The following is a 23,886-nucleotide window of genomic DNA, read 5'->3' as shown; positions in this document are numbered from 1 at the left end:
CTATGGCGCTGGCCGAGTGGCAGGCGGTCGAAGAGGTGCGGCCTTATTCGATATCAGGCAAAACGGGCGCTGAGCTCTATGAATCGATTGGGGCGCGAGGGCCTGAAGCCGGTGCGGGCAGGGTGATCGCGCATACGACGTTCAAGTTGACCTGGACCCGGAAATACGAACCGCAGGGAAACGCCTGCGTGATCACGACCAACCGGCCGAAGCTGATCATCACCTATACGCTGCCGAAGCCGGCGGCCGAGCTGCCGGCCGCCGTCAAGAGCAGCTGGCAGGCCTTCATATCAGGCGTGCAGGCCCATGAGCGGGTGCATGGCGAGACCATCAAGGAGATGGTCAAGGAAATCGAGGCGACGAGCATCGGCCTCACCGTCGCCGACGATCCCGATTGCAAGAAGATCCGGATCGAACTGACCCGCCGCCTCGGCGAGATTTCCGGCAGGCAGCGCCAGCGCGGCCGTGACTTCGACAAGATCGAAATGGGTGACGGCGGCAATATCCAGCAGCTCATCCTGAAGCTGGTGAACGGGCCCTGATTGCCCGTCGCTGCCGCGCGCTTTATCCCTGGACCTGCCCGACCGATCTCCTATCTCTCCCGCTAACGAGGGCAGGTGGAGGAGAAGCGCAATGTCCTATGTCGACGGTTTCATCGTGGCGGTGCCGAAGGAGAATGTCGATGCTTACAAAGAATTCTCGACCTTCGCCGGCTCGATCTGGAAGGAATATGGCGCGCTCGAATATGTCGAATGCATCGGCGACGACGTGCCCTATGGCGAGCTGACCTCCTTTCCCCGCGCCGTGCAGGCCAAGGAGGACGAGTGGTGGTGTTTTCCTGGATCGTCTACCGGTCCCGGCAGGAGCGTGACGATATCAATGCGAAGGTGATGGACGATCCGAGACTCAAGGGCGACCAATGGCAGATGCCGTTCGACGGCAAGCGGATGATCTATGGCGGCTTCGAGATGATGCTCAAGCTCTGATGCCGCCTTGCCAGGGCGCGTGTAGACTTGCGTGAGGCAAGCATTGACTTGGCCGTCACGGCGCGCCAACTCCCGGGAGATGTCATTCCAGACGGGAGAGCGCCTTGCCTCAGATGATCCTCATCTTGTCCACACGCGGACAGGGCCTTTACGAATTCACCGACCAGGCGGAGGCCTTCGTCAGAGCGTCGGGGCGGGAGGAGGGGCTTCTCACCGTCTTCGTGCGCCACACTTCCTGTTCGCTGCTGATCCAGGAAAATGCCGATCCCGACGTGCGCACCGATCTTCTCTCCTTCTTCCGCCGCCTCGTGCCGCCGGCCTCCGATCCCTCGATGGGCTGGGTCGTGCATCGGGCCGAGGGGCCGGACGACATGCCGGCGCATATCAAGGCGGCGCTGACGCAGGTCTCAATCGGCATTCCCGTCGCCAGGGGGCGGCTGATGCTTGGCACCTGGCAGGGTATCTATCTCTACGAACATCGCGACCGGCCGCACCGGCGCGAAATCGTGCTGCATCTTGGCAGCTGAAACCGGATTCATTCTTGTGAATGCAAACTGAATGCCCGGTTCGAACACCGTTCAGTTTGCGGCGGTTACTGTCGAGACAATCCCTGAAGGGAGAGCTTAGGTAATACCAATCGACGGAGACACCCCATGACGCATTTCCTGACTAAGGCTTCGCTTGCCGCTTTGCTCGCCCTCTGCACCATTCCGGCCACAGTTTCCACGGCCGCCGCCGCAGGGCCGCAGACGAGCTTTATCGTCGAGGCGCAATACCATCGTCCGATACGCGGCTGCTCGCCGATGCATGCGGTGCGCAAGGCGCGTGATTTCGGCCTGCGGGACGCCCGCATCACCCGCATGTCGCCGCGAGTCGTTGTCGTCGCGGGGCGCGAACGCCGCGGCTGGGACAGGATTACCTTCGCGAATGTCCGCGGCTGCCCGCTGATCCGGCGCTGAGGACTCCGCGGCAAGCGCCCATGTGGTGCTTGCCGCCCCGTTTTTGCCTTGACGCTGACACTTTCAGCCGTCTCTTCTCTGACCTGTATGAGTGATTCCCAAATGACGCTTCGGCGTAATGCGGACGAATGGGGAGGGCGGCTTGACCGGCCCGACTTTCAAACGAAAGGTTTTTCGATGATGCAGTTTCTGGCAAAGGCGGGTCTTGCCGTCATGCTGACAGCCGGTACCCTGGCCGGCACGGTGGCGCCTGCCGCCGCCCAGTTGAATATCATTATTGGCGAGCCGGACCGGGGTCCGCCGCAGGACTATCGCCGTCCGCCTCCGGGTTATGACCGTCCGCCTCCGGGTTATGACCGTCCGCTTCCGGGCTACGGCCGCCCGTCGCGCGGCTGCAATCCGCAGCTCGCCGAAAACCTCGCTCGCGATTACGGCTTCCGCCGCGCCCGCGTCGTCGACATCACGCCGCGCCGCGTGATCGTCCAGGGTTGGACCCGTCGCGGCCCCGATGAGATGAGCTTCGGCAATGTGCGCGGTTGCCCCGCTCTGCGCCGCTGATATCAAGGTCGAATACCGCCTCGTCTCCCCGATGCGGCGGCTAAGAACCGCCTTTGCCAGTCTCCCCGGATCGGCAAGGGCGGTTTTCTTTTTGTGAAAGTCTCTTTTACAACGCCGCGCGTCTGGAAAGACGCGCGGCGCTCCGTTTTGTGACAAACCTCGCTCTTTCCCCGGCGTCATCCTCGGCCTTGTCCCACCGCAGTCCGGTTTGCGCTAATGGCTGCCCCTCACCCTAACCCTCTCCCCGTAAAAACGGGGAGAGGGGACGTGCCCTGCGGAGAGCAAAGTGGAAACGGAGAGGTCGCGGCATATCCCCTTCTCCCCGCAGGCGGGGAGAAGGTGGCGGCAGCCGGATGAGGGGCCGGCATCGGCGTTCTCTCGGGCCGACGCGCAGAAGATGACATTGAACCGAGCGCCGTGCGCCTGAAAAGACGCGCGGCGCTTTCATTTTACTGCTCGATGGCGAAGGTCACGGTGACGCTGACATTGTAATTATTCTCGCCGCTCTGGACGGGAACGGCAGCGTCGGAGGCCTCCTTCATCATCGTAGCGCGATAGACCGGCTGCGGCATTGCGCGAGGCACATTCTCGCTGATCTCGATGATGCGGCCGAGCTTGACGCCGGCGGCTTCGCTCAGCGTCTTCGCCTTCTTGACGGCTTCGGCGACGGCATTCTTGCGCGCCTCTTCGATGGCGGCATCCGGCTTGTCGTTGGTGAACTGGATGTCGCCGCCCTGGTTGATGCCGAGGCTGACGGACTGGTCGATCACCGCGCCGAGCTTGGCGAGATCGCGCAGCCGGACGGTGACCGAATTGATGGTCTGGTAGCCGATCAGCTGCGGCTGCTGCTGCTGGCCGTCGACCGGCTGCGGATAATTGTATTGCGGCTGGATGGAAAAGCCGGAGGTCTGGAGGTCGCGCTCGGCGATGCCGCCGCTCTTCAGCGCGGAAAGCACGTCGTTCATCGCCTTGTTGTTCTCGTCGAGCGCTTCGCGGGCGGTTTTCGCCTGTTTGACGACGGCGAAATTGACGATGGCCATATCGGGAGCGACGGACGATTCGCCATCGCCGGTCACCGAAATCACCGGCTCGCGCGGCTTCATCTCCTGCGCGAAGGCGGGCGCTGCGGCGGCCAGCGGCAGCGCCAAAAGGGCGGTCATCAGGACTGTTCTGGTATAGATCGGCGCCATGTTTTCATTCCTTGGTTGTCGTTTCCCGGAAGAGCTTTCTGTCGGTTGATTGTGAAGCTATTACGGCGGAAAAGACAGGCGCATGTGTAGCGAGAAAAAAATGTCAGGGATGCCTCTATCCGAGCCTGAACCTGCAGGACGTCCGCCAACTCTTAAGAGCCGAAACGGCTGGACCGGAACCGACGGCTCGCTATCATATGGCGACCATCGACGACGAGGAAGCAATGTTCGAAACGCTCGATCCCGTCCCGTCCGAGATCGCCACCGCGATATCAGACGGCCTGAACGCCTTCAACGAGAGCGCTGAGATCAGACGCGAGGCTTTTGCCATCGTTTGGCGAGAGAACGGAGGGCTTGTCGCCGGAATAACGGCGTCCGTTTCCTTCTCGGTTCTTTTCATCGGTAATCTGTGGGTCGCAAAATCGCTGCGGCTGGGCGGCATCGGCACGAAATTGATGGCGGCGGCCGAAGAAGAAGGCCGCCGCCGCGCCGCGGTCGCGGCCTGCGTCGACACGCTCTCGACCCAGGCCCCGGATTTTTACCCGAAGCTTGGATATGTCGAATTCGGCAGGATCAGCGGGCATGCGGGAGGCCGGCCCGTTGACCGGATCTGGTTCCGCAAGGAATTTTCCGCCGTGGCTTGATCATGACCGTCGGCTGTGACCGCCCCCCTCTGCCCTGGCCGGGCAGGGCAGGGCGGGCTCACACGGCACGCCGGTAAAGCTGTAGCAAACAATGCTGCTCTGGCGCGACCGCTTCCCAAATCCTGCAAACCTGATAGCAAATACGGCGGGTTAAGGAACAAACGGCGGCCGCGCTGCTGCGGCCGGCAAGGGGGCAGCATGCGCTTCATGGCAATTCTTTCGATCAGCCTCGCCATCGGTCTGGCGGGGTGCTCTCAGGTGGCGGAAAAGGCGGAGAACGCCGCCAACCGCTCTTACACCAGCTATGCGCTGGGCAAGCCCTATGCGGAGGTCGCCAATCTTGGCCAGTCGCCAATGGCGCGGCTTTCCGGCTCCGAAGCGACCTTCGGGCCGATGATCGGCGCGACGCCATTGATGAACGGCATGACGATCTACCGGCATATGGCGCCCGGCGCCCAGACCGAGACCGGCACGAATTTCGCCGGCCTGGTCGGCAGTTCCACGATTTCGCAGAACAACCGGCTTTCCTATTTCCTGGTGGGCGCCGACGGAATCGTCAAGGATTGGGCCACGGGCTCGGTACAGGGCAGCGCCAGCGATTGCGTGCAGTATATCGGTGGCATCATCAACCGCTGCAACGATATGCGGCAGCTCCAGGCTTCACTCGCGCTCTATGACGTCAGGGTGGCGACCAAGGCCGGCCAGCCTATATCCAGCTGGGGCGAACCGGCCGCACCCGTAGTCAACTGAGCATGCGCGCCAGCCGGGATGAGGTCACTACCTTACCCGGCGGCGAGCGGATGCCTTGGATGGCCAAAGCATGTCACGCAAATGTGTGGAGCGGTTTCGCGATAGAGACATGCGCGAAACCAAAGGCGAAAGCGCGGTAAGCGAACTTAAAGGTTCGCTACGCGCTTCAGGCGCCGAAATCGTCCATGAAGGATGGATGGATGGCGGGCTTGCGCTCTTCGCGTGCGTCGCGAATACGCTGGGGAACCGCGCCGAGACCAGCAACGAAGCGGGTCAGGAGATTGCGGTGGAAAAGTTTCTGTATGGCACTCATGGCAGTTTACTCATTCTTTTTTTTGTTAGCTGGCAGCATATATTTTGCGCAAGCTGCTATCGCAATGGGCAATTTTACATGACAGTTATGCGACAGTGCATGGCTTGAGGCATTGGGCCTGAAAAACGATCACATTGGCGTTAGAAGCGGCCGCCGAGGCCGCTCAGCCTCTATAAGTCCTCGCATACCCTCGTGATGGCGTGGTAGATTGCAAACTTCGGCTAAAGCCGTGCCCCTCCGAGGAGAAGCTCAGATGAACCGATTTTTCGCATTTATCGCGACCGGAACGCTGATCAGCCTTGCCACGATCATTTCGGCTTGCACTTCATCCGGAAGCCTCGACCAGACGTCGTCGATCGGCGGCGGTTATGGCGGTTATTATGAGCGTCAGCCGCTTAATCCGGCGTGTGGGGGTGGGTTCAGGCCGAGCGATGGCCGCTCTTGCAGCTATTAGAAATGTGCGTTGATCGGCCATGATGCCGCCGGACGAAGTCGTGTGATAGTGGCCATCCCCACAGACGAACCATCGCGGCAATCAGACTTCTCATTTTTCAGCGCTAGTAGCTGCACGGACGATCATTGCCGAAACCATCGCGGCAGGCAGGCCGAAGCGCAAAGTCAGCGCTCTGAGCGGTATAGCCGACCGAGCCCGTCTGCACCGAATCGTTTGAGCTCGTGGTACACGACGACGCCGACACGGTAATGATGAGGACGGCTGCCATGGCTGCCGATAGTTTGCGAGTTTGAAGCATCTCCCCACCCCTTACTGTCCAAAGTGTCCGTATAATTCTGGCAAGTAGGGCCCTGAGGCGTTCCGATAACTGTCGTTGCCGATCAAGATTTTGTTATTGCCTGAAAACCCCTTTGCCAGCGCTCGCTGCCACGATCAAGGTTGGCCTCTACGCCTACAGATGTCGTTTGTTTGGACAACGATATGGGGAGCCGCAGTCTGTTCAAAGGGGTCCCATTCATCTAGTCGATTTCGCTATTTGGTCTACGCGGGAATCGGCATCAATGCGAAGGAGCTAGACATTGAGGGCGGTGCCTTCGGCTTGATGAGAAATTGAATGAGCACGGCATTTGCCTTTCTAGGTTGGTTTGCCACCATTTACATGGGCTGGAACCTGCTCACGTCTCTTTTCGTGCCGAGCCGAAGGACGTCCAAATTGAAGCGTGCTGGAATCGCCTTTCTTGTCCTAACCGCCTCGATCTTGATCGGCGGCATTTTGTTCGAAAACGATGCGCGGAATGAGGGCTCCGAAAGTGTGAACGACAGGCAAGAAGCCAATAGCGTCGGCATATACGATCCTGCAGTTTGGAAGGCCGAGAAGGAGGGCCGTCGAAGGCCTTCGGCGATCTCGACGTCGACGGTCACCAGGTTGCCAATCAGCTCTTCCGGCTTCACCACTTCACGTTTGGCACGAACGACGAGCTTTATCTCGAAAAGTTGATTTACCCCTTCCTCGACCGACATCCTCTCCGGTAGGAGCTGGTCGTCACCCAACGGTGACGTAAGCTTTAGAACGCGATTTGCTTGGATGAAATCGGAAGACAAAAAGAGGTCGTTCATAACGTTCTCCGAATGGGGGATGCTAACCTGCCCACATGAATAACAACTACATCATCGAGCAAGCTGCAGAGCTGATCAGACCCTATCAGACCCCTATCAGACCACGGGCGGTCGCTTGTTTGGCGACGTCGGTGCCGTGGCGATATCAAGCACGGGAAACCGGTAATTGCGAACAAGTTATTGTTGCATTAGATATTCACCAAGACGAGATTTCGTCCACGGAGAAGGAGGACAGCATGACCGATCTGACCGCGCAAGGGAACGCCATCGTGGCGACGGCAAGTACGGCCGTTTCCACGGTTCTAAAGGAAGGCGGCGAAAAGCTGCAGCAGGCTATCGACATTGTGAAGTCGCTCGGTCTGCGTGGTGACGTTCGCAAGCCGCAGGCTATCGTGTCGATCATCGAAGAGATCAAGGACGCCGATCCGGACCTTGCCTATTTCATCGCACGCACGCTGTCTGAGCAGGAGGCTTTCGACGACCTGGTCGTCCAGAAGATTTCCGGCATCGCCGTCGGCGACGACTATAAGGAAATCACGGCAGCCTTCGACTCCATCCGCGCCGACGCCAAAAAAGCTGTGCTTGATGCAGCCGATGGCAATGAATCCATCTGGGGCAAGATCACCGGCTTCTTCAAGGAAGCGACCCAGGGCGACATCGCCGACCGTTTCTCAAAGATCGAAGATCGTTTCGAGCAGGTCACGACGACTCTTGCGGCCCAGCTGAAGGGTGAAAAGGAAATTCTCGAAGCCTACCAGCTGTTCCGTGGCGCACTCGGCCAGTCGCAGGTCGCGGCGCTCGCGATCAAGGCGAACCTGGAAGCGACCTGGAACGCGGCCAAGGAAAAGGCGGAAACTGCGCAGAAGGCTGTTGATGATGCCCAGGCTGCTGATGAGGCGACCAAGGTCAGTCTGCAGATCGCTCGCGACAGCGCCAACGACGCTCGGTCAAAGGCCGAAGGTCAGTTTGATATCGGCAAGGACCTCGCCGACAACCTGATGATCGCCTACAACATCACAGAAGTGACCATGAAGAAGCTGGAAGGCACCAGCAAGCTCAAGGACCGCATCTATAAGCGCTCTGTCAGCTTCTATGCCACCAACCGTTCGACGCTTGCTTCGCTGAAGGCGAACTACAACGCCACCATCGGTCTGGCCGAGGGGACCAATGCCCTGGACTCCATGACCGGCGGCATCAATAAGTCGCTTTCCGATCTCGCGGATGTTTCCGGCGAGGTGAACGCCAAGGCAATCAGGAGTGGCTACGGAAAGACCATCGACGCTGATGTCGTCAAGACGCTGGCCGAAGCGCTTCTCGTCGAAGACGAAGAAAACGCCAAGCTCATCGAACAGAGCCGCGCGGAAGCTAGTCAGAACGCGGACGAAATTCGCGCGTCGGTCGAGGACGTCAAGCGTCGCTATGCGGCAACGGCGAACAAAATCGCAGCGTAACGGGTAATATCCATGGCAGCTTCGTCAGCATCGGGCGCGAGCCCTTCCTTCGGCGACATGTTGGGTGTTTCCAACATCATCGACGATATTCGAGCCAGCGACCGGGTGGTTGACTTTGAATTGGGGGCCGGTGAACGCCGGAAGGCCCTCATCCAGCGCCTCAAGGAGCAGAAGGCCAAGGAGGGCGTCGTCGTCAAAGATGACGTCATCGAATCTGCCGTGGAGCAATATGAAGAGCGGCGTTTCACGTTCACGCCGATGAAATCCGGGGCTAACCGGCTCGCGGCGACGGCTTACGTGCGTCGCGGCCGGTATCTCCGCAATACGGCCATTGCGGCGGCTGTCCTGGTGGTCGGTACGGTAGCGTACAACGTTGGCTACGATCAGTTCGTGATCAAACCGCGTGAGGCGGCCATCGCCCGCGAAGCGGCGGCAAAGGAAGCGGCGGCTCGCGAGCTTGAAACTGCGCTCACCGTTCGGCTCCCAGCCGAATTGAAGGCGGCAGTGTCGTCGGCAACCGTCGCCGCAGACCGCGTGTCGGATGTTCAGGCCAAGGCTGACATCGATAGCCGAAATACAGAGGCGCTGGCTGCCATCATCGCTCGCAACGTTGCGGGTGCTGAAACGGCAATCCGTCAAATTGGCACTATCGAAACGTCGATGCGTTGGAAGGAACAACGGGTACAGCAGGTGGCAGCCAAGCTTGCGATTCAGCCAAGCCAACTTCAGGCCGCCTACACTTCGGCCAAGGCACTTGCTGTGGCGGTCTCCGACAATCAGGCTGTCACCGACATCGAAAGCCGCAATACCGAAGGTCTCGGCGCGATTGCTGCGAAGAATGTCGAAGGTGCGCAGCAAGCTATCGCGGCTATCGGGGTGATTGAAAGTCATCTTCGACAGGTCCAGGCGCAAAAGCAGCTTACTGGTGAAGCGGCGAACTTCGTTGCTGATGCGGACGCGTCCCTGTCTCGTTATGTTAATTCGGGCAACCCTCTCGACGATGGCGCTCGTACCACGCTGACCCGTCGACTTTCGTTGATCACGGAAGCGGCCGAGGATGGCGACGGTCAGCAGATGCGTCAGGCTATGACGTCATACAAGAACCTCGTCACCTACGTTCAGAACGAAGCCAAGATTAGGATCGTCAATCGTCGTGGCGTGCGAGCCGGTGTCGAGCGGGATGGCACCCGCTGGTATCTTGTTGTCGAAGCACTTGTCGGCGGAAAGCCCGTTCCAGTCGAAGTTGGTAACAAGGAGGACGGCATTGCTGAGACGGTTCCCTACTGGGGTATTCGGGTTTCCAAGCGCCAATACACCAAAGTTCTGGACGATTACTCCGATGACAAGATCATCGACGACGACCGTGCCGGAACGAAACCCAAGGGCTCGCTCGATGTGAACTGGACCCTTGACGCCATCGACAATCAGACGATCACGCACTGGTAGGGAGATCGACCATGATCTCAGGATATGACGTTTACCGCCAGTTCAGCAGCATCCGTGACGATGTCGAGCGTGACCGTCGCAACATTTCCGAGAAAATTCTCGGCTTGCAGGGCGAAGTCGACAAGCTACTTCGCGAGCAGTCTGGGCTCTTCAAAAAGTTGGCGGCATTCCACGTTTCCGCAGGTGTCGCCCTCCCGGCTACCGTCGAACAGGCCCTTGACGAGCGGAAAGCCAAGGTGGCCTCCAAGAAGGAAGAGGTCGGCGAACGCACCCGGCTGATCAGTGTCTCGAAGAAGCAGGTCGCGATCCTCGACGAGAAGATCAATGCCCTCACCGCCGAAATTGAAAGCGAAGAAGCCGCGATCCGTGAGCGCTTCATGGCTGACGAGCGGGTCAAGCCGATCTATGTTGATCTGGCGGCCGCCTCGCAAGCTCATGGCGACATGAATCGTGCGCTACAGGCTGCCAACGAAGAGCTGGCTGAAAAGCGCCTTGCGTTCGAAAAGGACGAACTGTTCGTCTACCTGCATAAGCGCAAGTTCGGCACGCCGGATTACAAGGGAGGTCTCCTTCCGATCACGCGGATGCTTGATCGTCGGCTTGCCAACAGCTTCAACTATGTCGTTCAGGCTGCCGACTACGATTTCCTCGTTGCCCGGCCGGGTATGATCGAAGATCGCATTGCGGCTCGCAAGCCGGAGCATGAGAAACTGCAGGCCCAGTATGATGTACTGGAAGCAGAATATTTCGACGTCACCAAGCCGAAGCGCGATGAGCTGGAAACTCTGACGGAACAGCGGCAGCAGGCAATCGACAGCGGTAAGAGCCACGCCGATGCACTTGCTACGATCAATCAGTTCCTGGCCGAAGCCGCACTCGCTGAGGACGCCGACCTGAAGTCGATCATCTCGAATTTTGCAGACTTGCTGGCAAAGCCGGATTTCCAGTCGAAGATGCGTGCGATGGCAGAGCAGACGCCTTCAACTGAAGACGACGCGACGGTTTCACGCATCCAGGCAATCGCCTCTGAGGTCGCAACCCGCGACAGCCAGATCGACGACGAGAAGCGCAATCTCTCTTCGTGCGAGAGCAAGCTTGAAGGTCTGCGCCGCATCGAAAGTGAGATCGACCACAATAACTGGCACGCGACTGGTCATACGTTCAGCGGTCTTAACGTTGGCACGCTCGCGGACGCCTTCCTTCGCGACATGATGACGGACGCGAGCGTCATTGGGCAGCTGAACGATGCGCACCGCGACCCGCCTCGACCGCGTCCGACACCATCGTCGGGCGATTTCGGTGGTGGCTTTGGTGGCAGCTCGTCCTCCAGTTCTTCCGGTGGCTTTGGCGGCTTCGACGATTCGTCGACCACCAGTTCGTTCGGTGGCAGCTCGTCCCACACGACGACCGGCGGGTTCGGTGGAGATTGATTGGCAGTGGGCGATGAAAGTCACCTTCCATTTGGCAGGCGGGAGCATGTCGTCTATCGTGTCAGTACGATATCTCCCGATGAAATAGTGGACGTTCGCATCATCGAGCCGTTTTAAAACCTCGAATACTTTGGACATCGGCCGCCTCCTTCTGGTCCGGAAAATCAGCCGAATGATCGGCGCTTCGCGAGCGACCACAATGGCCGCTCCTGAAAGGCGACGGGTTAATGTTTCCTGGCCGCCGAACGCGGTCATCGTTGTTCGCGACGCTCTGCTGGCACCCCAGCGCGAGGGGTCTTATTCTCCGAAATAGCAAGTTGGTAGGGTATGTTGTTCTTTATCCTTTTTGTTTTGCCGTACATCGTCGGCTTCGTCGCGCTTGCGTTCTGGCGACAGGGGTGGACGCTTATGGCGGCAACCGTCGCAATGATTGTTGTTTATTTCTTTTCTATAGGATCAGGGGATGGCCCAGGCGCGTTCGCGGCGGATGCCCTTCCAGCTGTCCTCGCGGCTGGAATTGCAGCCGGGCTAGTAACCAGCGTCATTGCCATGACGTCGAACTATCGACCTGGCTGTAGCGGCAATGTTCCCACTCGGATATATCGCTGGTTATACGGTGATCAGGTACTTCTGAAGCCCTCAGGGATATCGCGCCCGTCCGGAAACTACGTGGGAGCGGAATAGGACTCTTTGGTCCAGCCGGCCTGGCACCTGCGCTCAGTGGCGATCTGCAATATCGCCAGTAAAGCCGTCGGCGGGCTTTCGATGATGGGGTCGGACGAACGTACATCATTTGTTACTTCGCACCTGCGGTAATTGTCATACGATTCAAAACACTAAATAATCACAAAAATCAGTTGCTTACTTGAAATTTCTCGACTACGTTTTTTACAGAAGAGTTCCGAAATAACCGGCCCTCGCCGGCGATACTCAGCGGTCGTTTGACCTCGCTTGAGGAGGATGATGACGTTGTTTGTCCGACTTCGTTTCTTCGCAACGGTGCAGCGAGTGCGTGATCTCGTCTCGATCCGATACCGACCTACGTCGGCAATCTGACGCGTCGTAAACCCTTTGTTCCACTTTTCTAAGATGGTGCTCCCGTGTGGCGCGCCCGAGGTTTGTTATGCAAAAGCAAGCTGTCGTATTCAACGGTCAGGAAGTCGGGATCGCGGTCCCTGTCGAAAACCGCCTCAAATTCATCGCTGTCCGGTTCAATGTCATCGATTTGGACAACAGGCTCTTCGACACGGTTACCGAAATCCGGCGCGCCATTACTGAGCATCTCGCGTCCAGCGGTCGTGCGATCACCTCGCACTGAATGGCAGGAGATATTCTTCTACGTCATGCGGCGTCCGTCATCGGAGGCCGACATGAACGCAATCCCCATCTGCTTCACTACGCTGCCCGATTACGAGAACTCAAAGGTGAAGAATGGTGGACGAAAGAGCATCAGCCGAGGCGGGTTCAATGCCCCACGTCTCAACCATGAAACTCCCGAACACCATCATCGAACTGAATTCTCTCGTGGCTCCGAGGTCGGATGTCGTGTTGATGTCCAAGCTGATCGGCCAGTGCTCAGGGCTCTTGCTTCCTACTCACGAACTTCAAGCTTGTCGCCATATTTCAAGGGAGCCGACGGCAGTCCTCGCAATTCAACATAATGCCCTCCGCAACGACACTCCGCTGGAACTCCGCGAGTGGAATCCCGCCTAGCCGCCGCAGGACGGGGCGGTTAGAACCGGCGCTCGAACGGCAGTCAGGCGTTCCAAGGCAAAAGCAGCTCAGCGTCGTGCAGGAGTGACCAATCCAGCGGTTCACTAAGGGTTTGAAAACACCGCTCATTTCCTGTAAAATATGCGGGACAGGAGGCGATATAAAGCCGTCGTCCTGTTGACCAGGGGAAGCCGGCGATACGGGCCGCACGGCGCAAAACCCTGGAAAAAGTGGTGGGCCCGGAGGGACTCGAACCCCCAACCAAGCGGTTATGAGCCGCCGGCTCTAACCATTGAGCTACAGGCCCTTGGCGTCGGGTGGCCGGCGCCGTGATGCCGGGGCAATGGTTCCCGCGAGCATCGGTTCGCTCTAACGCAAATTGCAAGGAGCCACAAGCGGGCAGCGCAAGCATCTGTGGACGATGCATAATTCGTGGGCAGCCACTGGAACCTTCTCGCGCGGGCTACACTTATCCAAGTCACATTCCGCATGAAGAGGGCGATCGCAGATGGTGGCTTCGAACAGTGCCGTGGTGCTCATCGTGGAGGACGAGCCGCTGATCCGGTTCAATATCCTCGATGTGCTGGAGGAGGTCGGCCATGTGGCGCTGGAGGCGGCGAATGCCGACGAGGCTCTGGTGGTGCTGAAGGGCAGGCAGGATGTCGATATCCTGTTCACCGACGTCAATATGGCCGGTTCGATGGACGGTCTCCAGCTTGCCAAGCGGGTGAGGGCGATGCGGCCGAACATCGGCATCATCATCACCTCCGGCATGGTGCGGCTCGACCCGATGGCGCTGCCCGCCAATACCGCTTTCCTGCCGAAGCCCTATCTGCACGACGCGCTGATATCGACCATCAATTCCCTGATGACGTAACGGCAATGTCCTGATGACATGGCAGGGGCGCGCAGCCGCAAAACGGGGACTGTTTTTGCGGCTGCGCGCGAGGCGCCGGGAGACATGCTCGTCTTCAGGCGGGCGGAGGGGAACCGCACCCTCAGCTGAAGCTGCTCTTCAGCGCCTCGTTCTCGTGATGGGCTTTCTTTTCGTAGATCGTGAACAGCGCCATCGAGAGGAGATAGGAGAGGAAGGGATCCCCGATCTGCGTGGCGATGTCGCGGGATGCGAGAACATGGCGCTCCAGCGCGCCGATATCCTTCTGCATTGAGGTCTGCGTAGCGGTTTCAGCGAGGCGGTTCATGCTGCCATCTCCAGGAATTGGGTCACGACCGAGCGGGCCGGCACGTGCCTGACATAAAGGGGTAGGGTGAGGCCGAGGGCGGCGCGCATCTTGCGCAGCACGCGGTCCGAGACTTCGAAGGCGCCGCAGCAGACGGGATATTTGCCGTAGCCGTCTGCGCGGCCGAGTTCTTCCACCTCGGCGCCGGCGCGCTTGTAGACGCGCTTGAGGTAGGGCTCGTAGTTGGAGATCATCGTGTGGATGCCGTGATCGAGCGCGCATTCGCAAAGCGCGAGCAGCATCATGGAGAAGGCGCGGCCGGCGTCGATCTCGGGGAAATCCTTGGCGATCGCCTCCTCGTCGATGCACATGCGCGTGCCTTCCCAGATGCCGGGGGCGATAAGATCGGCGGCATCAGGGAACGTCTCGCGGAAGACGTCGTAGAGAAGGGTCGGGCCCGTCGTCGGCATCAGGCGCATGCCGCCATAAAGACGGGTGCGGGTGTCGTTGCACCAGACGAGATAGGCGGGAGCAAGCGAATCGTAGCTGTCACGTTCGTAAGGGCCGATGACAGGAACGTCCCAGCAGAGCGTATCGGCGAAGACCTTCTTGCGCAGACGAAACATCTGGTCGAGTACGGCAGCGTATTTCTGATACTCATGTGCCTGAATGATAACGAACATTTTGCCCTCCAGCGTTTTCAAGTTCGTGGAAAGCAGAATGGTTCAGGCGAGCCGGATCGGAAATTCCCTCAGATAGGCCCCCCCAGATGAGGGGGATCAGAGCATGTCGCGCAAAACTGTGCAGCGGTTTTGCGATAACGACATGCGCCAAAACAAAGACTGAAAGCGCGAGGAGCGAATCTGAAAGATCGCGACCCGCTTTAGAGCGCCGTGCGTCCGTTTGGACGCACAAAGGGCTAGGGATTGATGATGCGCAATTGAACAGCCCGCGACGCGGCGGCCGAGATCGTGGCGCAGCCGAGCTTGAAGCGGGCGGTCTTCAGGTAATCGCGTGTGGTATGCTCTGATATGCCCAGGATGACCGAAATATCCTTGTAATCCTTGCCGAGGGCGGTCCAGTGCAGACACTCGATCTCGCGCGGCGACAATGCCGGCACCGGATCCTTTTCGCCATGCAGCTCATAGACCGCCTTGCGGTGGATCAGATGGGCGATCTCGATCCACTCGTTGCGGCAGCGGCGCACGAGCTCGGTCCATTCGTCGGCCGGTATACGGGCATTCAGCGACAGCAGGGCGCGGCGCTGCGCCTTGTCGGCGACGGGGATGGAGTAGCCATTGCCACCGATGCCGTGTTTCTGGGCGTCGACCAGCATGGCATAGGCCTCCGGCGTCGGTTCGACCTCGCTCCAGTCGAAGGGCAGCTGGCGTTCGAAGCCCTGCTTGACGATCGGATCGACCTTCACATAGCTGTTGAGGAGGTAGCGGGAAACCCAGGCATCCGGATAGGTGGTGCGCACGAAGGGCGAATCGATCTTGCTCGCGATCGTCTGGGCGAGATGGTAGGTGACGAAATCGAGGTTATATTCCGCCTGGAGAATACGGATGGCGGCATCCACGTTGGCCGCCGCCTTGATCTGTTCGAACGCGGACTCGAACTTTTCGCTATAGGTATTCTCAATCATTTCCACTGCCCCAATTCCCTCAATCCTACCGCGAGGGCCGTCACAAATACAAGGCATCCCCACATATGCGGGGAATGACAATCCGGGTCCCATCTGCTAGCGCCTGTGATGAGGAGACCTCATATGGACAGCAAGAGACCATTCGAGATTGCCGAATGCCAACAGGCCGCCAAGGGCCTGAAATCCAGCTGGCAGGACATGGCAGGCTCCGAAGCGCTGATCCGCGCCCTCGTTGCCGAACGCAATGGCGACAGGCCGCTGGCGCTGTTCTGGACCGAGGTTCACCGGGCGCTCTGCCAGGAAACCAACGCTTTCTGACGATCGGCCTTCCCGAACGGCTCAGCCCTTTCTCCGCAATTTAGGCGGGCCACCCACGCCGGTCGGCAGGGAAATCCCACCGCCTACTGCTCTGCAAAATTGCCAATGAACACGTCTTCATTCATGTCGTGATTCGATTTGGCGGCGAAAGGATCGGACGCTGCGTTCTGGATATATGGTTAAGAAATCCGCATTAATTTATGGATTTGTGCCAAAACGGTTGACGGAGCGTTTGCGGCAGGAGCAAGGGTGCTTGTGGAAACGGTTACACTCCTCACCTGTACCGCCACTGGCTGCAGACTGTTTCGACTGTCATCACCGATGTGTGAAATGGAATGACTGAAAAGCGCGTGCATCTGGTCTTCAAGACCCATCTCGATATCGGCTTTACCGACCATGCCGAGAAAGTCCGCCGGCAATATCACGAGCGCTTCATTCCGCAGGCGATCGAGACGGCCAGGCATTTTCATGCCGAAAATCCCGAAGAGCCGAAATTCATCTGGACGACAGGCGCCTGGCTGATCTGGGACCATCTGAATTCGCGCTCGGCGGGAGAGGTCGCAGCGCTGGAGCAGGCGATCGAGCGCGGGCAGATCCGCTGGCACGGCCTGCCGTTCACCACGCATACGGAGCTGATGTCGCCGGATCTCTTTCGGGCCGGGCTTTCCTATTCGCAGGAGCTCGACCGGCGTTTCGGCAAGACGACGATCGCGGCGAAGATGACCGATGTGCCTGGCCATACGCTCGGCATGGTGCCGTTGCTTGCCGAGGCGGGCATCCGCTTCCTGCATCTCGGCGTCAATACGGCCTCACCGCCGCCCGATGTGCCCGACATCTTCCGCTGGCGGGTGCCCGGCGGCGAGGAGGTGGTCGTCATGTACCAGCGCTCCTATGGCGAGACCTGTTTCCCTGATGGTTTCGAGGATGGCCTGAGCTTTGCCCATACCAACGACAATATCGGGCCGCAGAGCGTGCCGCAGACGGCCGAGGCCTATCGCGAATTGCGCGCCCGTGAGCCGGATGCGATCATCCGCGCAGCAACGCTCGAGGATTACGGCGCCATTCTCTGGAGCGAGCGTGAGCGTTTTCCTGTGGTCGAGCTGGAACTCGGCGACAGCTGGATCCATGGCAGCGGCAGCGATCCGGTGAAGACGGCGCGGTTTCTCGCGCTGCAGCGGCTCTACGACCGCTTCGCGGCGGATGGTCTCGACGCGCGGCGTCTTGCCTTCGGGCGCGGGCTGGCGATGGTGGCCGAGCATACCTGCGGCGTCGATATCAAATCCTATCTGCGCGACGACAAGGCGTGGTCGCGGGCCGATTTCGAGGCCGCACGCCGATCCGATTATCGCTTCGCCTATACCGAAGCCTCATGGGACGAGCAGCGGGCCTATCTCGACCAGGCGATTTCGGAGCTCGACGAGACGGACCGGAAGGCGGCCCAGGCCGTGCTCGCCGAACTCGCCACGCCTGCCGTCATCGAGGGCGGTGGGCGGGAGCTCCGCTTGCAGGCCGGTGGCTGGTCGATCGCGCTCGACGGCGTGAGCGGCGATATTGCCGAAATTACCTCGCCTTCCGGCAGGACGATCACCGGCCGCGACGGCTCGCTGATCGCCTATCGATACGAGAGCTACGATGCCGGCGACATCAACCGTCACATGCAGACCTATCTGACTCATCGGCAGGAATGGGCGATACTAGACCATGACAAGCCGGGGCTTGCCCGGTCGGGGGCGGCACTTTCGAAGATTTTTCTGCCGGTGCTGGAAGCGACTGATGAGGCGGGCATCCTTCTGTCGATGCCGGCCGAGGCCGTGCGGAAATATGGCGCGCCGCCGCATGTGATGCTGCATTTCACCGCCGAGGGCGATCGTCTTGATCTGCGTCTGACGTTGCTTGACAAGCCGGCCAACCGCATGCCGGAGGCAAGCTTCCTCTCCTTCACGCCTGATCGTGCCGCGGAGTGGAATTTCCGCAAGATGGGCCTCTGGCATCGATCGGGGAATATTGCGACGAGCGGCGGCGGACAATTGCAGGCGGTGACATCGGCACGCGGTGATCTTGCCGATGGTCCGCTGACAATCGAAACCTTCGATGCGCCGCTCGTTGCGCCGCAAGGCTCAGATTTCATGACGTTTTGCAGGACGTTGCCGGATTTCACCGCCGGCATCCGTTTCAATCTGCACAACAATAAATGGGGAACCAATTTCCCGATGTGGTGGCAGGGAGATTTTCAGGCGCGTTTCCGGTTAAGGCTCGACTGAGTCACCCCTAACGGGGATGCGATCCCGCGGGGATTTGCCGCTCGACCCGGTACGGATTGAGCCGTCCGGGCCGAGACAGGAAGCGGTTCAGCCGACGCTTGCCGATCGGCCGAGCCAGCCGGTGCATAGCGCTTCGGGCTGCCTCGGGCGAAACTTCAGTACTTCGCGACCGTCGGAAGAGGCCTTCGTGCGCTCCAGTGCATCGCGTTCGGCAACTGCCTGGCGCCAGTGTTCGTCGTCGCGGCCGTGAGGACGGCCCTGTTCCTCCCAGATCGCGTAAGCTCTTTTGCTGATCCATTCGTGGCGTCTATTGCTCATCTATCCATTCCACTCGTCTAAAGTATTATTCGGCAATTTTGTCCTGCAGAACCGGTGGCCGGCGTTTGGCTGCCATCAGCAGGTCGAGTTCGATCGAGGAGGGTCCGAAACGGGTGAAAAGACTTTCGGCCTGATCGCCATGCAGGCCATATTTGGAGGCGAATTCGTCAAGGCTATAGGGGCGGCCGCGCAGGATTCTGCTTCGGCGCTCCGGTTCATGGATTTGCGTCATTGGTGATAACCCCAGACTGTTTTGCGAATGTGAGAACAAAACAAATTACAGAGACAAAAGTTCCGTGAATTTTCAGGGTTTTTTCGCCTCGGCGTGCCATTCCGGAGCGATCTGAAGCGGCTGGCATAGATTTTTAAGAATGCGGGACGCTCAGAAAATTTCGCCTAAAACATGCAGAAATATCAGGGTGTTATGGAATTCGTTTCCGCAGCGGTTGATAAATGGGCTTTACCCCGGCGCGTTACTCTATAGAATCAATCGTGTTATTCGGTCCGCAGGGCAAATATTCGTTCCCCGCGTTGATGCCGACCGATACCGGAGGACTTGGCTTCAATCCAACAAGAGGAGACAGACATGATGAATGCACTGCCGCCACTTCATAACGGCCACGCGCCGTTTACCCTCCAGCAGCTGTTTCGCGAAGCGCTCTATGCCTTTGAGGAATGGGACAGCGAATTGACCGAGCCGATCGTGACCCACGAAGGAAGGGTCATTCCAATCAGCTTCGTTTTCGAAGCCATGCGCGAATGCACCGACATCGTGCCGATGAACATTGTCGGCGCCGTCACTGAACGGCTGACCAAGCCGTGGGAGGGCGAAGGCCCGCTCGACCAGATGACCTTCTCCACGGCGGCGCGCGTCATGCGCGTGCTGGTGCGCAAGCGCCTTCTCGCCACCGGTGCCGTGGATCTCGTTGCCGTTTCGGCCCACGCGTCCGAAGACCAGAGCCTCGACTGACAGGATGAGGATCGCGGCCATGGCTGCGATCCTTTTCCGCTTCCTGGCGGAACCTCACCTATTCCCAACCGTTTAATTCGGCAGGCACGGCCCGCCGCTACAGCGCCGCTGTGGCACTTTGAATTGCCGCATAATTCTATCCTTAAATCGATCCCGATCTAAGGAATTATGCAGTCGTGACGGGCGAGGAATAAGTACCATGCTAAAATCCATCGTTCATGAAATCATGGGCACACCGAGGCGTGAGCCTGACCTTCCGCAATCGCTCGAGCAGTTTCGCGACAGGAAGCGGGTGCTGATCATCTTCGCCGATGCGCAAGACGACCGCGCGCTCATTCAGGACGAATGGCTGCGCAAGGCGCATATGCGCCTCATCGAAGAAGACGTCGAAGTGTTCAGCATTGCCGGCGGCGGCGCGTTTGCGCTGTTCGACGATGACTGGGAACTCGATGCCGACGATATTCGCGAGCGGCTGCAGGGGCCGCCGACCGGCGAGTTCGGGTTGATCCTGATCGGACGCGACGGAACCGTGAAGCTGCGCTCGCTCGAGCCAATGACCGCGGAGGATATCTTCGCGGCCTTCGAGATGTTGCCGAAGAAGACGCCTTGGTAGTGTTTCGAGATTCCGTTTGAAGCGGAGCGCGGTGGAGCATCCGCCCCGCAGCTTTTGCATGTTCAGAGTTCGAAGGCTTCCTTAAGGCCCAGACTCTTGCGTTCACGCAGGTCGAGATCGGCCTCGATATGGGCGATATGATGCAGCATCAGCTGGCAGGCACGGTCGAGTTCGTTGGCTTCGATCGCCGAGATGATGTCACCATGTTCGGAGTGGCCGCAGCTCGATGCGGTCGACTGCCCGTAGAGCGCAATCACCAGGGAGGAGCGGGCGACGAGTTCCTCCATGAAGCGCTGCATGATCGAATTGCCTGATATGAGCGCCAGCGTCAGGTGAAAATCGCCCGATGCCTTGATTTCGGCGCGGCGCGCCGTCTGGCCGCGCTCGCTCATCAGGCGGCCTTCTTCCAGCAGAAGCTGTCTCAGATGCGCGATGTCATCAGGCGTGATCCGCGCCGCGGCCTCGCGCAATATGCCGGGTTCGACCAGGCGGCGGGCGGAAAAGATCTGGCGAGCCTCTTCCGGCGAGGGATAGGCGACGAAAGCGCCACGGTTCTTCTCGACGCTGACGAGGCCTTCATAGGACAGCGCCTGCAGGGCGGCGCGCGCGAGCGTGCGGCTGACGTTGAAGAGATTGCCGACATCGCTCTCCGAAAGCTTGGTGCCGGGCGAGAGCCTGCGCTCGACAATCGCTTCACGAATGGCATCGCGGATCTGTTGCGCGCCTGTTTCGGCGGAGTCTTCGGCTTGCTGAGCCTTGGCGGCGGATTTCATGAAAATCGATTTCCTGATGACGAGAAACCATATCCGTGTTCGCGGCAAAAGTTAAACGGAATTTGTGCCCGAAATGATGGCAATATTGTATACGATTTTCTGCACAAACTGTGCACGATAGCCTAAATCATGTGCAGATTTCGTTGTGCATATAATTTGCTCTCGCAAGTTTTTCGTCGAAAAAAGCCTGATTTCGCAATGGCTTGACGCGAGCAACGGAGTTTGGCACGGCAGATGCATCGTCTTTTCCGAACAGGGGAAGGCATGATGTCGAAAGCGGCAGAGATCGATATAGTATCCGTTTCGAAGGTCTATGGCGCGACGACGGCGGTCCATGCGATCAGCCTGAAGATTCCGGCCGGCTCCTATTGCTGCTTCCTCGGCCCGTCGGGCTGCGGCAAGACCTCGACGCTGCGCATGATTGCCGGTCACGAGAGCATCTCGTCGGGCGATATCAGGCTTGGCAATGTAGTCGTCACCGATTTTCCGCCGGCCAGGCGCGGCACGGCAATGATGTTCCAGTCCTACGCATTGTTTCCACATCTCGACCTGATCGACAACGTCGCCTTCAGCCTGAAGATGAAGGGCGTCGACAGGCAGGAGCGGCAGGCCAAGGCGCTCGAGATGCTGAAGCTGATGCAGATGGAGGCCTATGCCAACCGGCGTCCGGCCCAGCTTTCCGGCGGCCAGCAGCAGCGCGTGGCGTTGGCGCGCGCGCTGATCACCGATCCGGAAGCGCTGCTGCTCGACGAGCCGCTGTCGGCGCTCGATCCGTTCCTGAAGATCCGCATGCGCGCCGAACTCAAGAAGCTGCAGAAGTCGCTCGGCATCACCTTCGTGCACGTTACCCATAGCCAGGAAGAGGCGATGGCGCTCGCCGACGTCATCGTCATCATGAATGATGGCCGGATCGAGCAGGCGGCCGCCCCGCGCGAGGTCTTCGAACGGCCGGCGACTGCCTTCGTCGCGCGCTTCATGGGCGACCACAATGTGCTGTCCGGCCGGGTGACTTCGAGCGAGAACGGCGTGCTCGTCATGACCGTGCCGGAAGGGCAGAGCTTTTCCGTGCGCGGGACGGACAGGGAGGTCGGCGAGCCTGTCGATATCGGTATCCGCACCGACCGCGTGCGCCTGCAGGTGGCGACCGAATGGACGCTCGGCTTCGACGGCATCGTCTCCAACATCGAATATCGCGGCTCTTCCGTGAAGATCACCGTTATCGGCGCGGGAAGCGACGATTTCACCGTCATTGCCGACGACGGCGACTATTTCGCTCGGCCGGTCGCCGTTGGCGACACCGTCTCGCTCAGCTGGGCGCTCGAAGATGCCGTGCTTCTCGGCCGCTCTTCCGCATGAGCCATCACCATCAAGAACACTGAACCTTCTATCCAAGAAAAGGGGAACTGACATGACGACTGAAACGACATCGACCAAAGCGGAGAAGGGACTTTCCCGTCGCACGCTGCTGAAGACGGGTGCTGCCGCCGTCGGCGCCATCGCCGGCTCCGGCGCCATCACCGGCTTTCCCACAATCTGGGCGCAGACGAACATCACGCTTCGCCAGTTCGGCACCGGCGTTTCGAACATCAATGCCATCGCCGAGAAGTGCAAGGCCGATCTTGGCATCACGCTGGAGATGACGGCAACCGATTCCGACGCCGCCGCCCAGCGCGCCGTCACCCAGCCCGACAGCTATGACATTGCCGACATCGAATACTGGATCGCCAAGAAGGTGTTCCCGACCGGCGTCATGCAGCCGATGGACGTCAAGAAGCTGAAATATTACGACAAGATCGTGCCGCTGTTCATCAACGGCAAGCTGAAGCCGGAAAGCGTCATCGCCCAGGGTACGGCGCCGCACACGGTCGGCTTCGTCGAGGCGCAGGGTTCCAAGAAGTTCGCCAAGGAGCCGACGCAGTGGATGACGATGGTTCCGACCATCTACAACGCCGATACGCTTGGTATTCGCCCCGACCTCACCGGCCGTCCGATCACCAGCTGGGCCGATATTCTCGATCCGGCCTTCAAGGGCAAAACCGCGATCCTCAACATCCCGTCGATCGGCATCATGGATGCGGCGATGATCATGGAAGCCTCCGGCAAGATCAAATATGCCGACAAGGGCAACATGACGAAGGAAGAAATCGACAAGACGATCGACTTCCTGATCAAGACCAAGGGTGACGGTCAGTTCCGTGCCTTCTGGAAGTCGTTCGACGAAAGCGTCAACCTGATGGCCTCGGGCGAAGTCGTCATCCAATCGATGTGGTCGCCGGCCGTCGCCGCTGTCCGTTCGAAGGGCATCGCCTGCACCTTCCAGCCGCTCAAGGAAGGCTATCGCGCCTGGGGCGGCGGTCTCGGCCTTGCCTCGCACCTCAAGGGCGCGCAGCTCGATGCCGCCTATGAATACATCAACTGGTACACGTCGGGCTGGGTCGGCGGCTACCTCAACCGCCAGGGTTACTATTCCGCCTGCATGGACACCGCCAAGGAATTCATGTCGGCCGACGAATGGGGCTACTGGATCGAGGGCAAGCCGGCGCAGGGTGATATCCTGTCTCCCGAGGGCAAGGTCATGGAGAAGGCCGGCGCCGTTCGCGACGGCGGTTCCTTCGAAGCCCGCATGGGCGCGGTTGCCTGCTGGAACTCCGTCATGGACGAGGACCGCTACATGGTCCGTCGCTGGAACGAGTTCATCGCTGCCTGATCTCCGCAGAGAGGGTGGAGAGCCACTGTCTTTGGCGATGCTCAAGACGTGGCTTCGCTCCGCCCACTCACCTGCCCTTCGGGCATCTGA

28 protein-coding genes, 1 tRNA gene and 1 pseudogene are annotated in these 23,886 nt (G+C 59.4%); 19 read left to right on the top strand and 11 right to left on the bottom strand.

The genetic code is table 11. The features are described 5' to 3' along the window. Positions 1 to 2: 2 nt before the first annotated feature. The 5 genes and pseudogenes from U5G49_RS15245 to U5G49_RS15225 all read left to right on the top strand — a co-directional run bounded on the left by U5G49_RS15245 (position 3) and on the right by U5G49_RS15225 (position 2,503). Positions 3 to 542 carry a DUF922 domain-containing Zn-dependent protease gene (locus U5G49_RS15245; protein ID WP_050565075.1) on the top strand — a complete coding sequence of 180 codons (540 nt, stop codon included), beginning with the start codon at positions 3 to 5 and terminating at the stop codon, positions 540 to 542. Positions 543 to 633: 91 nt separating this feature from the next. Continuing rightward, positions 634 to 986 (top strand): annotated as a pseudogene (locus tag U5G49_RS15240) (DUF1428 domain-containing protein). 104 nt (positions 987 to 1,090) lie between these two features. Next, entirely contained in the window at positions 1,091 to 1,513 is a 423-nt protein-coding gene (locus U5G49_RS15235; protein ID WP_193443515.1) for a secondary thiamine-phosphate synthase enzyme YjbQ, read from the top strand. A 126-nt stretch (positions 1,514 to 1,639) separates the two neighbouring features. Beyond that, a complete protein-coding gene (locus U5G49_RS15230; protein ID WP_064245031.1) occupies positions 1,640 to 1,945 on the top strand; it encodes a hypothetical protein in 306 nt (101 codons plus the stop codon). A 177-nt stretch (positions 1,946 to 2,122) separates the two neighbouring features. Next, positions 2,123 to 2,503 (top strand): hypothetical protein, encoded by a 381-nt coding sequence (locus U5G49_RS15225; RefSeq protein ID WP_018446610.1) that lies wholly within the window; start codon positions 2,123 to 2,125, stop codon positions 2,501 to 2,503. Positions 2,504 to 2,952: 449 nt separating this feature from the next. Here the strand turns inward: U5G49_RS15225 and U5G49_RS15220 are convergent, their stop codons facing one another. Further along, a complete protein-coding gene (locus U5G49_RS15220) occupies positions 2,953 to 3,693 on the bottom strand; it encodes an SIMPL domain-containing protein (protein WP_193443517.1) in 741 nt (246 codons plus the stop codon). A 197-nt stretch (positions 3,694 to 3,890) separates the two neighbouring features. Between U5G49_RS15220 and U5G49_RS15215 the strand changes: the two genes are divergently transcribed. Continuing rightward, positions 3,891 to 4,337 (top strand): GNAT family N-acetyltransferase, encoded by a 447-nt coding sequence (locus tag U5G49_RS15215; RefSeq protein WP_193443519.1) that lies wholly within the window; start codon positions 3,891 to 3,893, stop codon positions 4,335 to 4,337. A gap of 198 nt (positions 4,338 to 4,535) precedes the next feature. Continuing rightward, positions 4,536 to 5,087, top strand: a complete 552-nt coding sequence (locus U5G49_RS15210) for a hypothetical protein (protein ID WP_166481048.1) — start codon at positions 4,536 to 4,538, stop codon at positions 5,085 to 5,087. A 166-nt stretch (positions 5,088 to 5,253) separates the two neighbouring features. On the opposite strand, the gene U5G49_RS15205 is transcribed toward U5G49_RS15210, so the two are convergent. Beyond that, positions 5,254 to 5,400 (bottom strand): hypothetical protein, encoded by a 147-nt coding sequence (locus tag U5G49_RS15205; protein WP_018242953.1) that lies wholly within the window; start codon positions 5,398 to 5,400, stop codon positions 5,254 to 5,256. A gap of 253 nt (positions 5,401 to 5,653) precedes the next feature. Between U5G49_RS15205 and U5G49_RS15200 the strand changes: the two genes are divergently transcribed. Next, positions 5,654 to 5,854: a hypothetical protein gene (locus U5G49_RS15200; protein WP_028732885.1), complete on the top strand. Its 201-nt coding sequence runs from the start codon at positions 5,654 to 5,656 to the stop codon at positions 5,852 to 5,854. 103 nt (positions 5,855 to 5,957) lie between these two features. On the opposite strand, the gene U5G49_RS15195 is transcribed toward U5G49_RS15200, so the two are convergent. After that, entirely contained in the window at positions 5,958 to 6,152 is a 195-nt protein-coding gene (locus U5G49_RS15195) for a hypothetical protein (RefSeq protein ID WP_246288819.1), read from the bottom strand. Positions 6,153 to 6,508: 356 nt separating this feature from the next. Beyond that, positions 6,509 to 6,970, bottom strand: a complete 462-nt coding sequence (locus U5G49_RS37120; RefSeq protein WP_193443521.1) for a hypothetical protein — start codon at positions 6,968 to 6,970, stop codon at positions 6,509 to 6,511. Between the two features lie 236 nt (positions 6,971 to 7,206). Between U5G49_RS37120 and U5G49_RS15185 the strand changes: the two genes are divergently transcribed. The 4 genes from U5G49_RS15185 (at position 7,207) to U5G49_RS15170 (ending at position 12,615) form a co-directional block, all read left to right on the top strand. After that, positions 7,207 to 8,421, top strand: coding sequence for a hypothetical protein (locus U5G49_RS15185; protein WP_018242948.1), 1,215 nt, complete (start codon positions 7,207 to 7,209; stop codon positions 8,419 to 8,421). A gap of 12 nt (positions 8,422 to 8,433) precedes the next feature. Next, the gene (locus U5G49_RS15180) at positions 8,434 to 9,867 is read left to right on the top strand and encodes a DUF6384 family protein (protein ID WP_193443523.1); all 1,434 of its coding nucleotides are present in this window, start codon (positions 8,434 to 8,436) and stop codon (positions 9,865 to 9,867) included. An 11-nt stretch (positions 9,868 to 9,878) separates the two neighbouring features. Beyond that, positions 9,879 to 11,297, top strand: a complete 1,419-nt coding sequence (locus U5G49_RS15175; protein WP_193443525.1) for a coiled-coil domain-containing protein — start codon at positions 9,879 to 9,881, stop codon at positions 11,295 to 11,297. 1,123 nt (positions 11,298 to 12,420) lie between these two features. Next, positions 12,421 to 12,615, top strand: coding sequence for a hypothetical protein (locus tag U5G49_RS15170; RefSeq protein WP_003577126.1), 195 nt, complete (start codon positions 12,421 to 12,423; stop codon positions 12,613 to 12,615). Positions 12,616 to 13,241: 626 nt separating this feature from the next. Here the strand turns inward: U5G49_RS15170 and U5G49_RS15165 are convergent. Continuing rightward, positions 13,242 to 13,317, bottom strand: a tRNA-Ile gene (locus U5G49_RS15165). 201 nt (positions 13,318 to 13,518) lie between these two features. Between U5G49_RS15165 and U5G49_RS15160 the strand changes: the two genes are divergently transcribed. After that, the gene (locus tag U5G49_RS15160; RefSeq protein ID WP_018242932.1) at positions 13,519 to 13,887 is read left to right on the top strand and encodes a response regulator; all 369 of its coding nucleotides are present in this window, start codon (positions 13,519 to 13,521) and stop codon (positions 13,885 to 13,887) included. 121 nt (positions 13,888 to 14,008) lie between these two features. Here the strand turns inward: U5G49_RS15160 and U5G49_RS15155 are convergent, their stop codons facing one another. The 3 genes from U5G49_RS15155 to U5G49_RS15145 all read right to left on the bottom strand — a co-directional run bounded on the left by U5G49_RS15155 (position 14,009) and on the right by U5G49_RS15145 (position 15,836). Next, on the bottom strand, positions 14,009 to 14,212 hold the full coding sequence (locus U5G49_RS15155) for a hypothetical protein (RefSeq protein WP_018242931.1): 204 nt from the start codon (positions 14,210 to 14,212) through the stop codon (positions 14,009 to 14,011). Continuing rightward, positions 14,209 to 14,874, bottom strand: coding sequence for an acyl-homoserine-lactone synthase (locus U5G49_RS15150; RefSeq protein ID WP_193445469.1), 666 nt, complete (start codon positions 14,872 to 14,874; stop codon positions 14,209 to 14,211). Before U5G49_RS15150 ends, U5G49_RS15155 begins: the two co-directional genes overlap by 4 nt. A 236-nt stretch (positions 14,875 to 15,110) precedes the next feature. Next, a complete protein-coding gene (locus U5G49_RS15145) occupies positions 15,111 to 15,836 on the bottom strand; it encodes a LuxR family transcriptional regulator (protein ID WP_193445686.1) in 726 nt (241 codons plus the stop codon). 123 nt (positions 15,837 to 15,959) lie between these two features. Between U5G49_RS15145 and U5G49_RS15140 the strand changes: the two genes are divergently transcribed. Together U5G49_RS15140 and U5G49_RS15135 are read left to right on the top strand one after the other, a co-directional pair. Continuing rightward, positions 15,960 to 16,154: a hypothetical protein gene (locus U5G49_RS15140; RefSeq protein WP_018242928.1), complete on the top strand. Its 195-nt coding sequence runs from the start codon at positions 15,960 to 15,962 to the stop codon at positions 16,152 to 16,154. Between the two features lie 335 nt (positions 16,155 to 16,489). Beyond that, a complete protein-coding gene (locus U5G49_RS15135; RefSeq protein ID WP_193445470.1) occupies positions 16,490 to 18,415 on the top strand; it encodes a DUF5054 domain-containing protein in 1,926 nt (641 codons plus the stop codon). Between the two features lie 87 nt (positions 18,416 to 18,502). On the opposite strand, the gene U5G49_RS15130 is transcribed toward U5G49_RS15135, so the two are convergent. Then, positions 18,503 to 18,733 carry a DUF2934 domain-containing protein gene (locus tag U5G49_RS15130; protein ID WP_018446600.1) on the bottom strand — a complete coding sequence of 77 codons (231 nt, stop codon included), beginning with the start codon at positions 18,731 to 18,733 and terminating at the stop codon, positions 18,503 to 18,505. A 25-nt stretch (positions 18,734 to 18,758) separates the two neighbouring features. Beyond that, entirely contained in the window at positions 18,759 to 18,965 is a 207-nt protein-coding gene (locus tag U5G49_RS15125) for a hypothetical protein (RefSeq protein ID WP_018242926.1), read from the bottom strand. Positions 18,966 to 19,319: 354 nt separating this feature from the next. On the opposite strand from U5G49_RS15125, the gene U5G49_RS15120 reads away from it, so the two are divergent. Together U5G49_RS15120 and U5G49_RS15115 are read left to right on the top strand one after the other, a co-directional pair. Then, positions 19,320 to 19,703 (top strand): BRA0787 family protein, encoded by a 384-nt coding sequence (locus U5G49_RS15120; protein WP_193445471.1) that lies wholly within the window; start codon positions 19,320 to 19,322, stop codon positions 19,701 to 19,703. 199 nt (positions 19,704 to 19,902) lie between these two features. Beyond that, positions 19,903 to 20,316 carry a DUF4174 domain-containing protein gene (locus tag U5G49_RS15115; RefSeq protein ID WP_193445472.1) on the top strand — a complete coding sequence of 138 codons (414 nt, stop codon included), beginning with the start codon at positions 19,903 to 19,905 and terminating at the stop codon, positions 20,314 to 20,316. 62 nt (positions 20,317 to 20,378) lie between these two features. Here the strand turns inward: U5G49_RS15115 and U5G49_RS15110 are convergent, their stop codons facing one another. After that, a complete protein-coding gene (locus U5G49_RS15110; RefSeq protein WP_018242923.1) occupies positions 20,379 to 21,089 on the bottom strand; it encodes a GntR family transcriptional regulator in 711 nt (236 codons plus the stop codon). Positions 21,090 to 21,356: 267 nt separating this feature from the next. Here U5G49_RS15110 and U5G49_RS15105 point away from each other — a divergent pair, with 267 nt between their 5' ends. Both U5G49_RS15105 and U5G49_RS15100 read left to right on the top strand, forming a co-directional pair. Continuing rightward, complete coding sequence (locus U5G49_RS15105; protein WP_020493400.1) at positions 21,357 to 22,445, top strand: ABC transporter ATP-binding protein; 1,089 nt, start codon at positions 21,357 to 21,359, stop codon at positions 22,443 to 22,445. A gap of 52 nt (positions 22,446 to 22,497) precedes the next feature. Beyond that, a complete protein-coding gene (locus U5G49_RS15100; protein WP_018074083.1) occupies positions 22,498 to 23,796 on the top strand; it encodes an ABC transporter substrate-binding protein in 1,299 nt (432 codons plus the stop codon). Positions 23,797 to 23,886 lie beyond the last annotated feature (90 nt).

The organism is Rhizobium indigoferae (assembly GCF_034554815.1).
In the GTDB taxonomy this organism is placed as follows: Bacteria; Pseudomonadota; Alphaproteobacteria; order Rhizobiales; family Rhizobiaceae; genus Rhizobium; species Rhizobium leguminosarum.
Note: the sequence above shows the minus strand (reverse complement) of the source record. Positions and strands in the feature narration are given on the sequence as shown.

What these genes read in the sequence shown, in the direction of transcription:
- U5G49_RS15105 (WP_020493400.1), top strand. Translation starts at nt 21,357, where the DNA reads ATGTCGAAAGCGGCAGAGATCGATATAGTATCCGTTTCGAAGGTCTAT.
- U5G49_RS15185 (WP_018242948.1), top strand. Translation starts at nt 7,207, where the DNA reads ATGACCGATCTGACCGCGCAAGGGAACGCCATCGTGGCGACGGCAAGT.
- U5G49_RS15145 (WP_193445686.1), bottom strand. Translation starts at nt 15,836, where the DNA reads ATGATTGAGAATACCTATAGCGAAAAGTTCGAGTCCGCGTTCGAACAG.
- U5G49_RS15210 (WP_166481048.1), top strand. Translation starts at nt 4,536, where the DNA reads ATGCGCTTCATGGCAATTCTTTCGATCAGCCTCGCCATCGGTCTGGCG.
- U5G49_RS15220 (WP_193443517.1), bottom strand. Translation starts at nt 3,693, where the DNA reads ATGGCGCCGATCTATACCAGAACAGTCCTGATGACCGCCCTTTTGGCG.
- U5G49_RS15100 (WP_018074083.1), top strand. Translation starts at nt 22,498, where the DNA reads ATGACGACTGAAACGACATCGACCAAAGCGGAGAAGGGACTTTCCCGT.
- U5G49_RS37120 (WP_193443521.1), bottom strand. Translation starts at nt 6,970, where the DNA reads ATGAACGACCTCTTTTTGTCTTCCGATTTCATCCAAGCAAATCGCGTT.
- U5G49_RS15110 (WP_018242923.1), bottom strand. Translation starts at nt 21,089, where the DNA reads ATGAAATCCGCCGCCAAGGCTCAGCAAGCCGAAGACTCCGCCGAAACA.
- U5G49_RS15120 (WP_193445471.1), top strand. Translation starts at nt 19,320, where the DNA reads ATGATGAATGCACTGCCGCCACTTCATAACGGCCACGCGCCGTTTACC.
- U5G49_RS15160 (WP_018242932.1), top strand. Translation starts at nt 13,519, where the DNA reads ATGGTGGCTTCGAACAGTGCCGTGGTGCTCATCGTGGAGGACGAGCCG.
- U5G49_RS15215 (WP_193443519.1), top strand. Translation starts at nt 3,891, where the DNA reads ATGGCGACCATCGACGACGAGGAAGCAATGTTCGAAACGCTCGATCCC.
- U5G49_RS15150 (WP_193445469.1), bottom strand. Translation starts at nt 14,874, where the DNA reads ATGTTCGTTATCATTCAGGCACATGAGTATCAGAAATACGCTGCCGTA.
- U5G49_RS15130 (WP_018446600.1), bottom strand. Translation starts at nt 18,733, where the DNA reads ATGAGCAATAGACGCCACGAATGGATCAGCAAAAGAGCTTACGCGATC.
- U5G49_RS15200 (WP_028732885.1), top strand. Translation starts at nt 5,654, where the DNA reads ATGAACCGATTTTTCGCATTTATCGCGACCGGAACGCTGATCAGCCTT.
- U5G49_RS15195 (WP_246288819.1), bottom strand. Translation starts at nt 6,152, where the DNA reads ATGCTTCAAACTCGCAAACTATCGGCAGCCATGGCAGCCGTCCTCATC.
- U5G49_RS15225 (WP_018446610.1), top strand. Translation starts at nt 2,123, where the DNA reads ATGATGCAGTTTCTGGCAAAGGCGGGTCTTGCCGTCATGCTGACAGCC.
- U5G49_RS15230 (WP_064245031.1), top strand. Translation starts at nt 1,640, where the DNA reads ATGACGCATTTCCTGACTAAGGCTTCGCTTGCCGCTTTGCTCGCCCTC.
- U5G49_RS15135 (WP_193445470.1), top strand. Translation starts at nt 16,490, where the DNA reads ATGACTGAAAAGCGCGTGCATCTGGTCTTCAAGACCCATCTCGATATC.
- U5G49_RS15115 (WP_193445472.1), top strand. Translation starts at nt 19,903, where the DNA reads ATGCTAAAATCCATCGTTCATGAAATCATGGGCACACCGAGGCGTGAG.
- U5G49_RS15140 (WP_018242928.1), top strand. Translation starts at nt 15,960, where the DNA reads ATGGACAGCAAGAGACCATTCGAGATTGCCGAATGCCAACAGGCCGCC.
- U5G49_RS15205 (WP_018242953.1), bottom strand. Translation starts at nt 5,400, where the DNA reads ATGAGTGCCATACAGAAACTTTTCCACCGCAATCTCCTGACCCGCTTC.
- U5G49_RS15175 (WP_193443525.1), top strand. Translation starts at nt 9,879, where the DNA reads ATGATCTCAGGATATGACGTTTACCGCCAGTTCAGCAGCATCCGTGAC.
- U5G49_RS15180 (WP_193443523.1), top strand. Translation starts at nt 8,434, where the DNA reads ATGGCAGCTTCGTCAGCATCGGGCGCGAGCCCTTCCTTCGGCGACATG.
- U5G49_RS15155 (WP_018242931.1), bottom strand. Translation starts at nt 14,212, where the DNA reads ATGAACCGCCTCGCTGAAACCGCTACGCAGACCTCAATGCAGAAGGAT.
- U5G49_RS15125 (WP_018242926.1), bottom strand. Translation starts at nt 18,965, where the DNA reads ATGACGCAAATCCATGAACCGGAGCGCCGAAGCAGAATCCTGCGCGGC.
- U5G49_RS15170 (WP_003577126.1), top strand. Translation starts at nt 12,421, where the DNA reads ATGCAAAAGCAAGCTGTCGTATTCAACGGTCAGGAAGTCGGGATCGCG.
- U5G49_RS15245 (WP_050565075.1), top strand. Translation starts at nt 3, where the DNA reads ATGGCGCTGGCCGAGTGGCAGGCGGTCGAAGAGGTGCGGCCTTATTCG.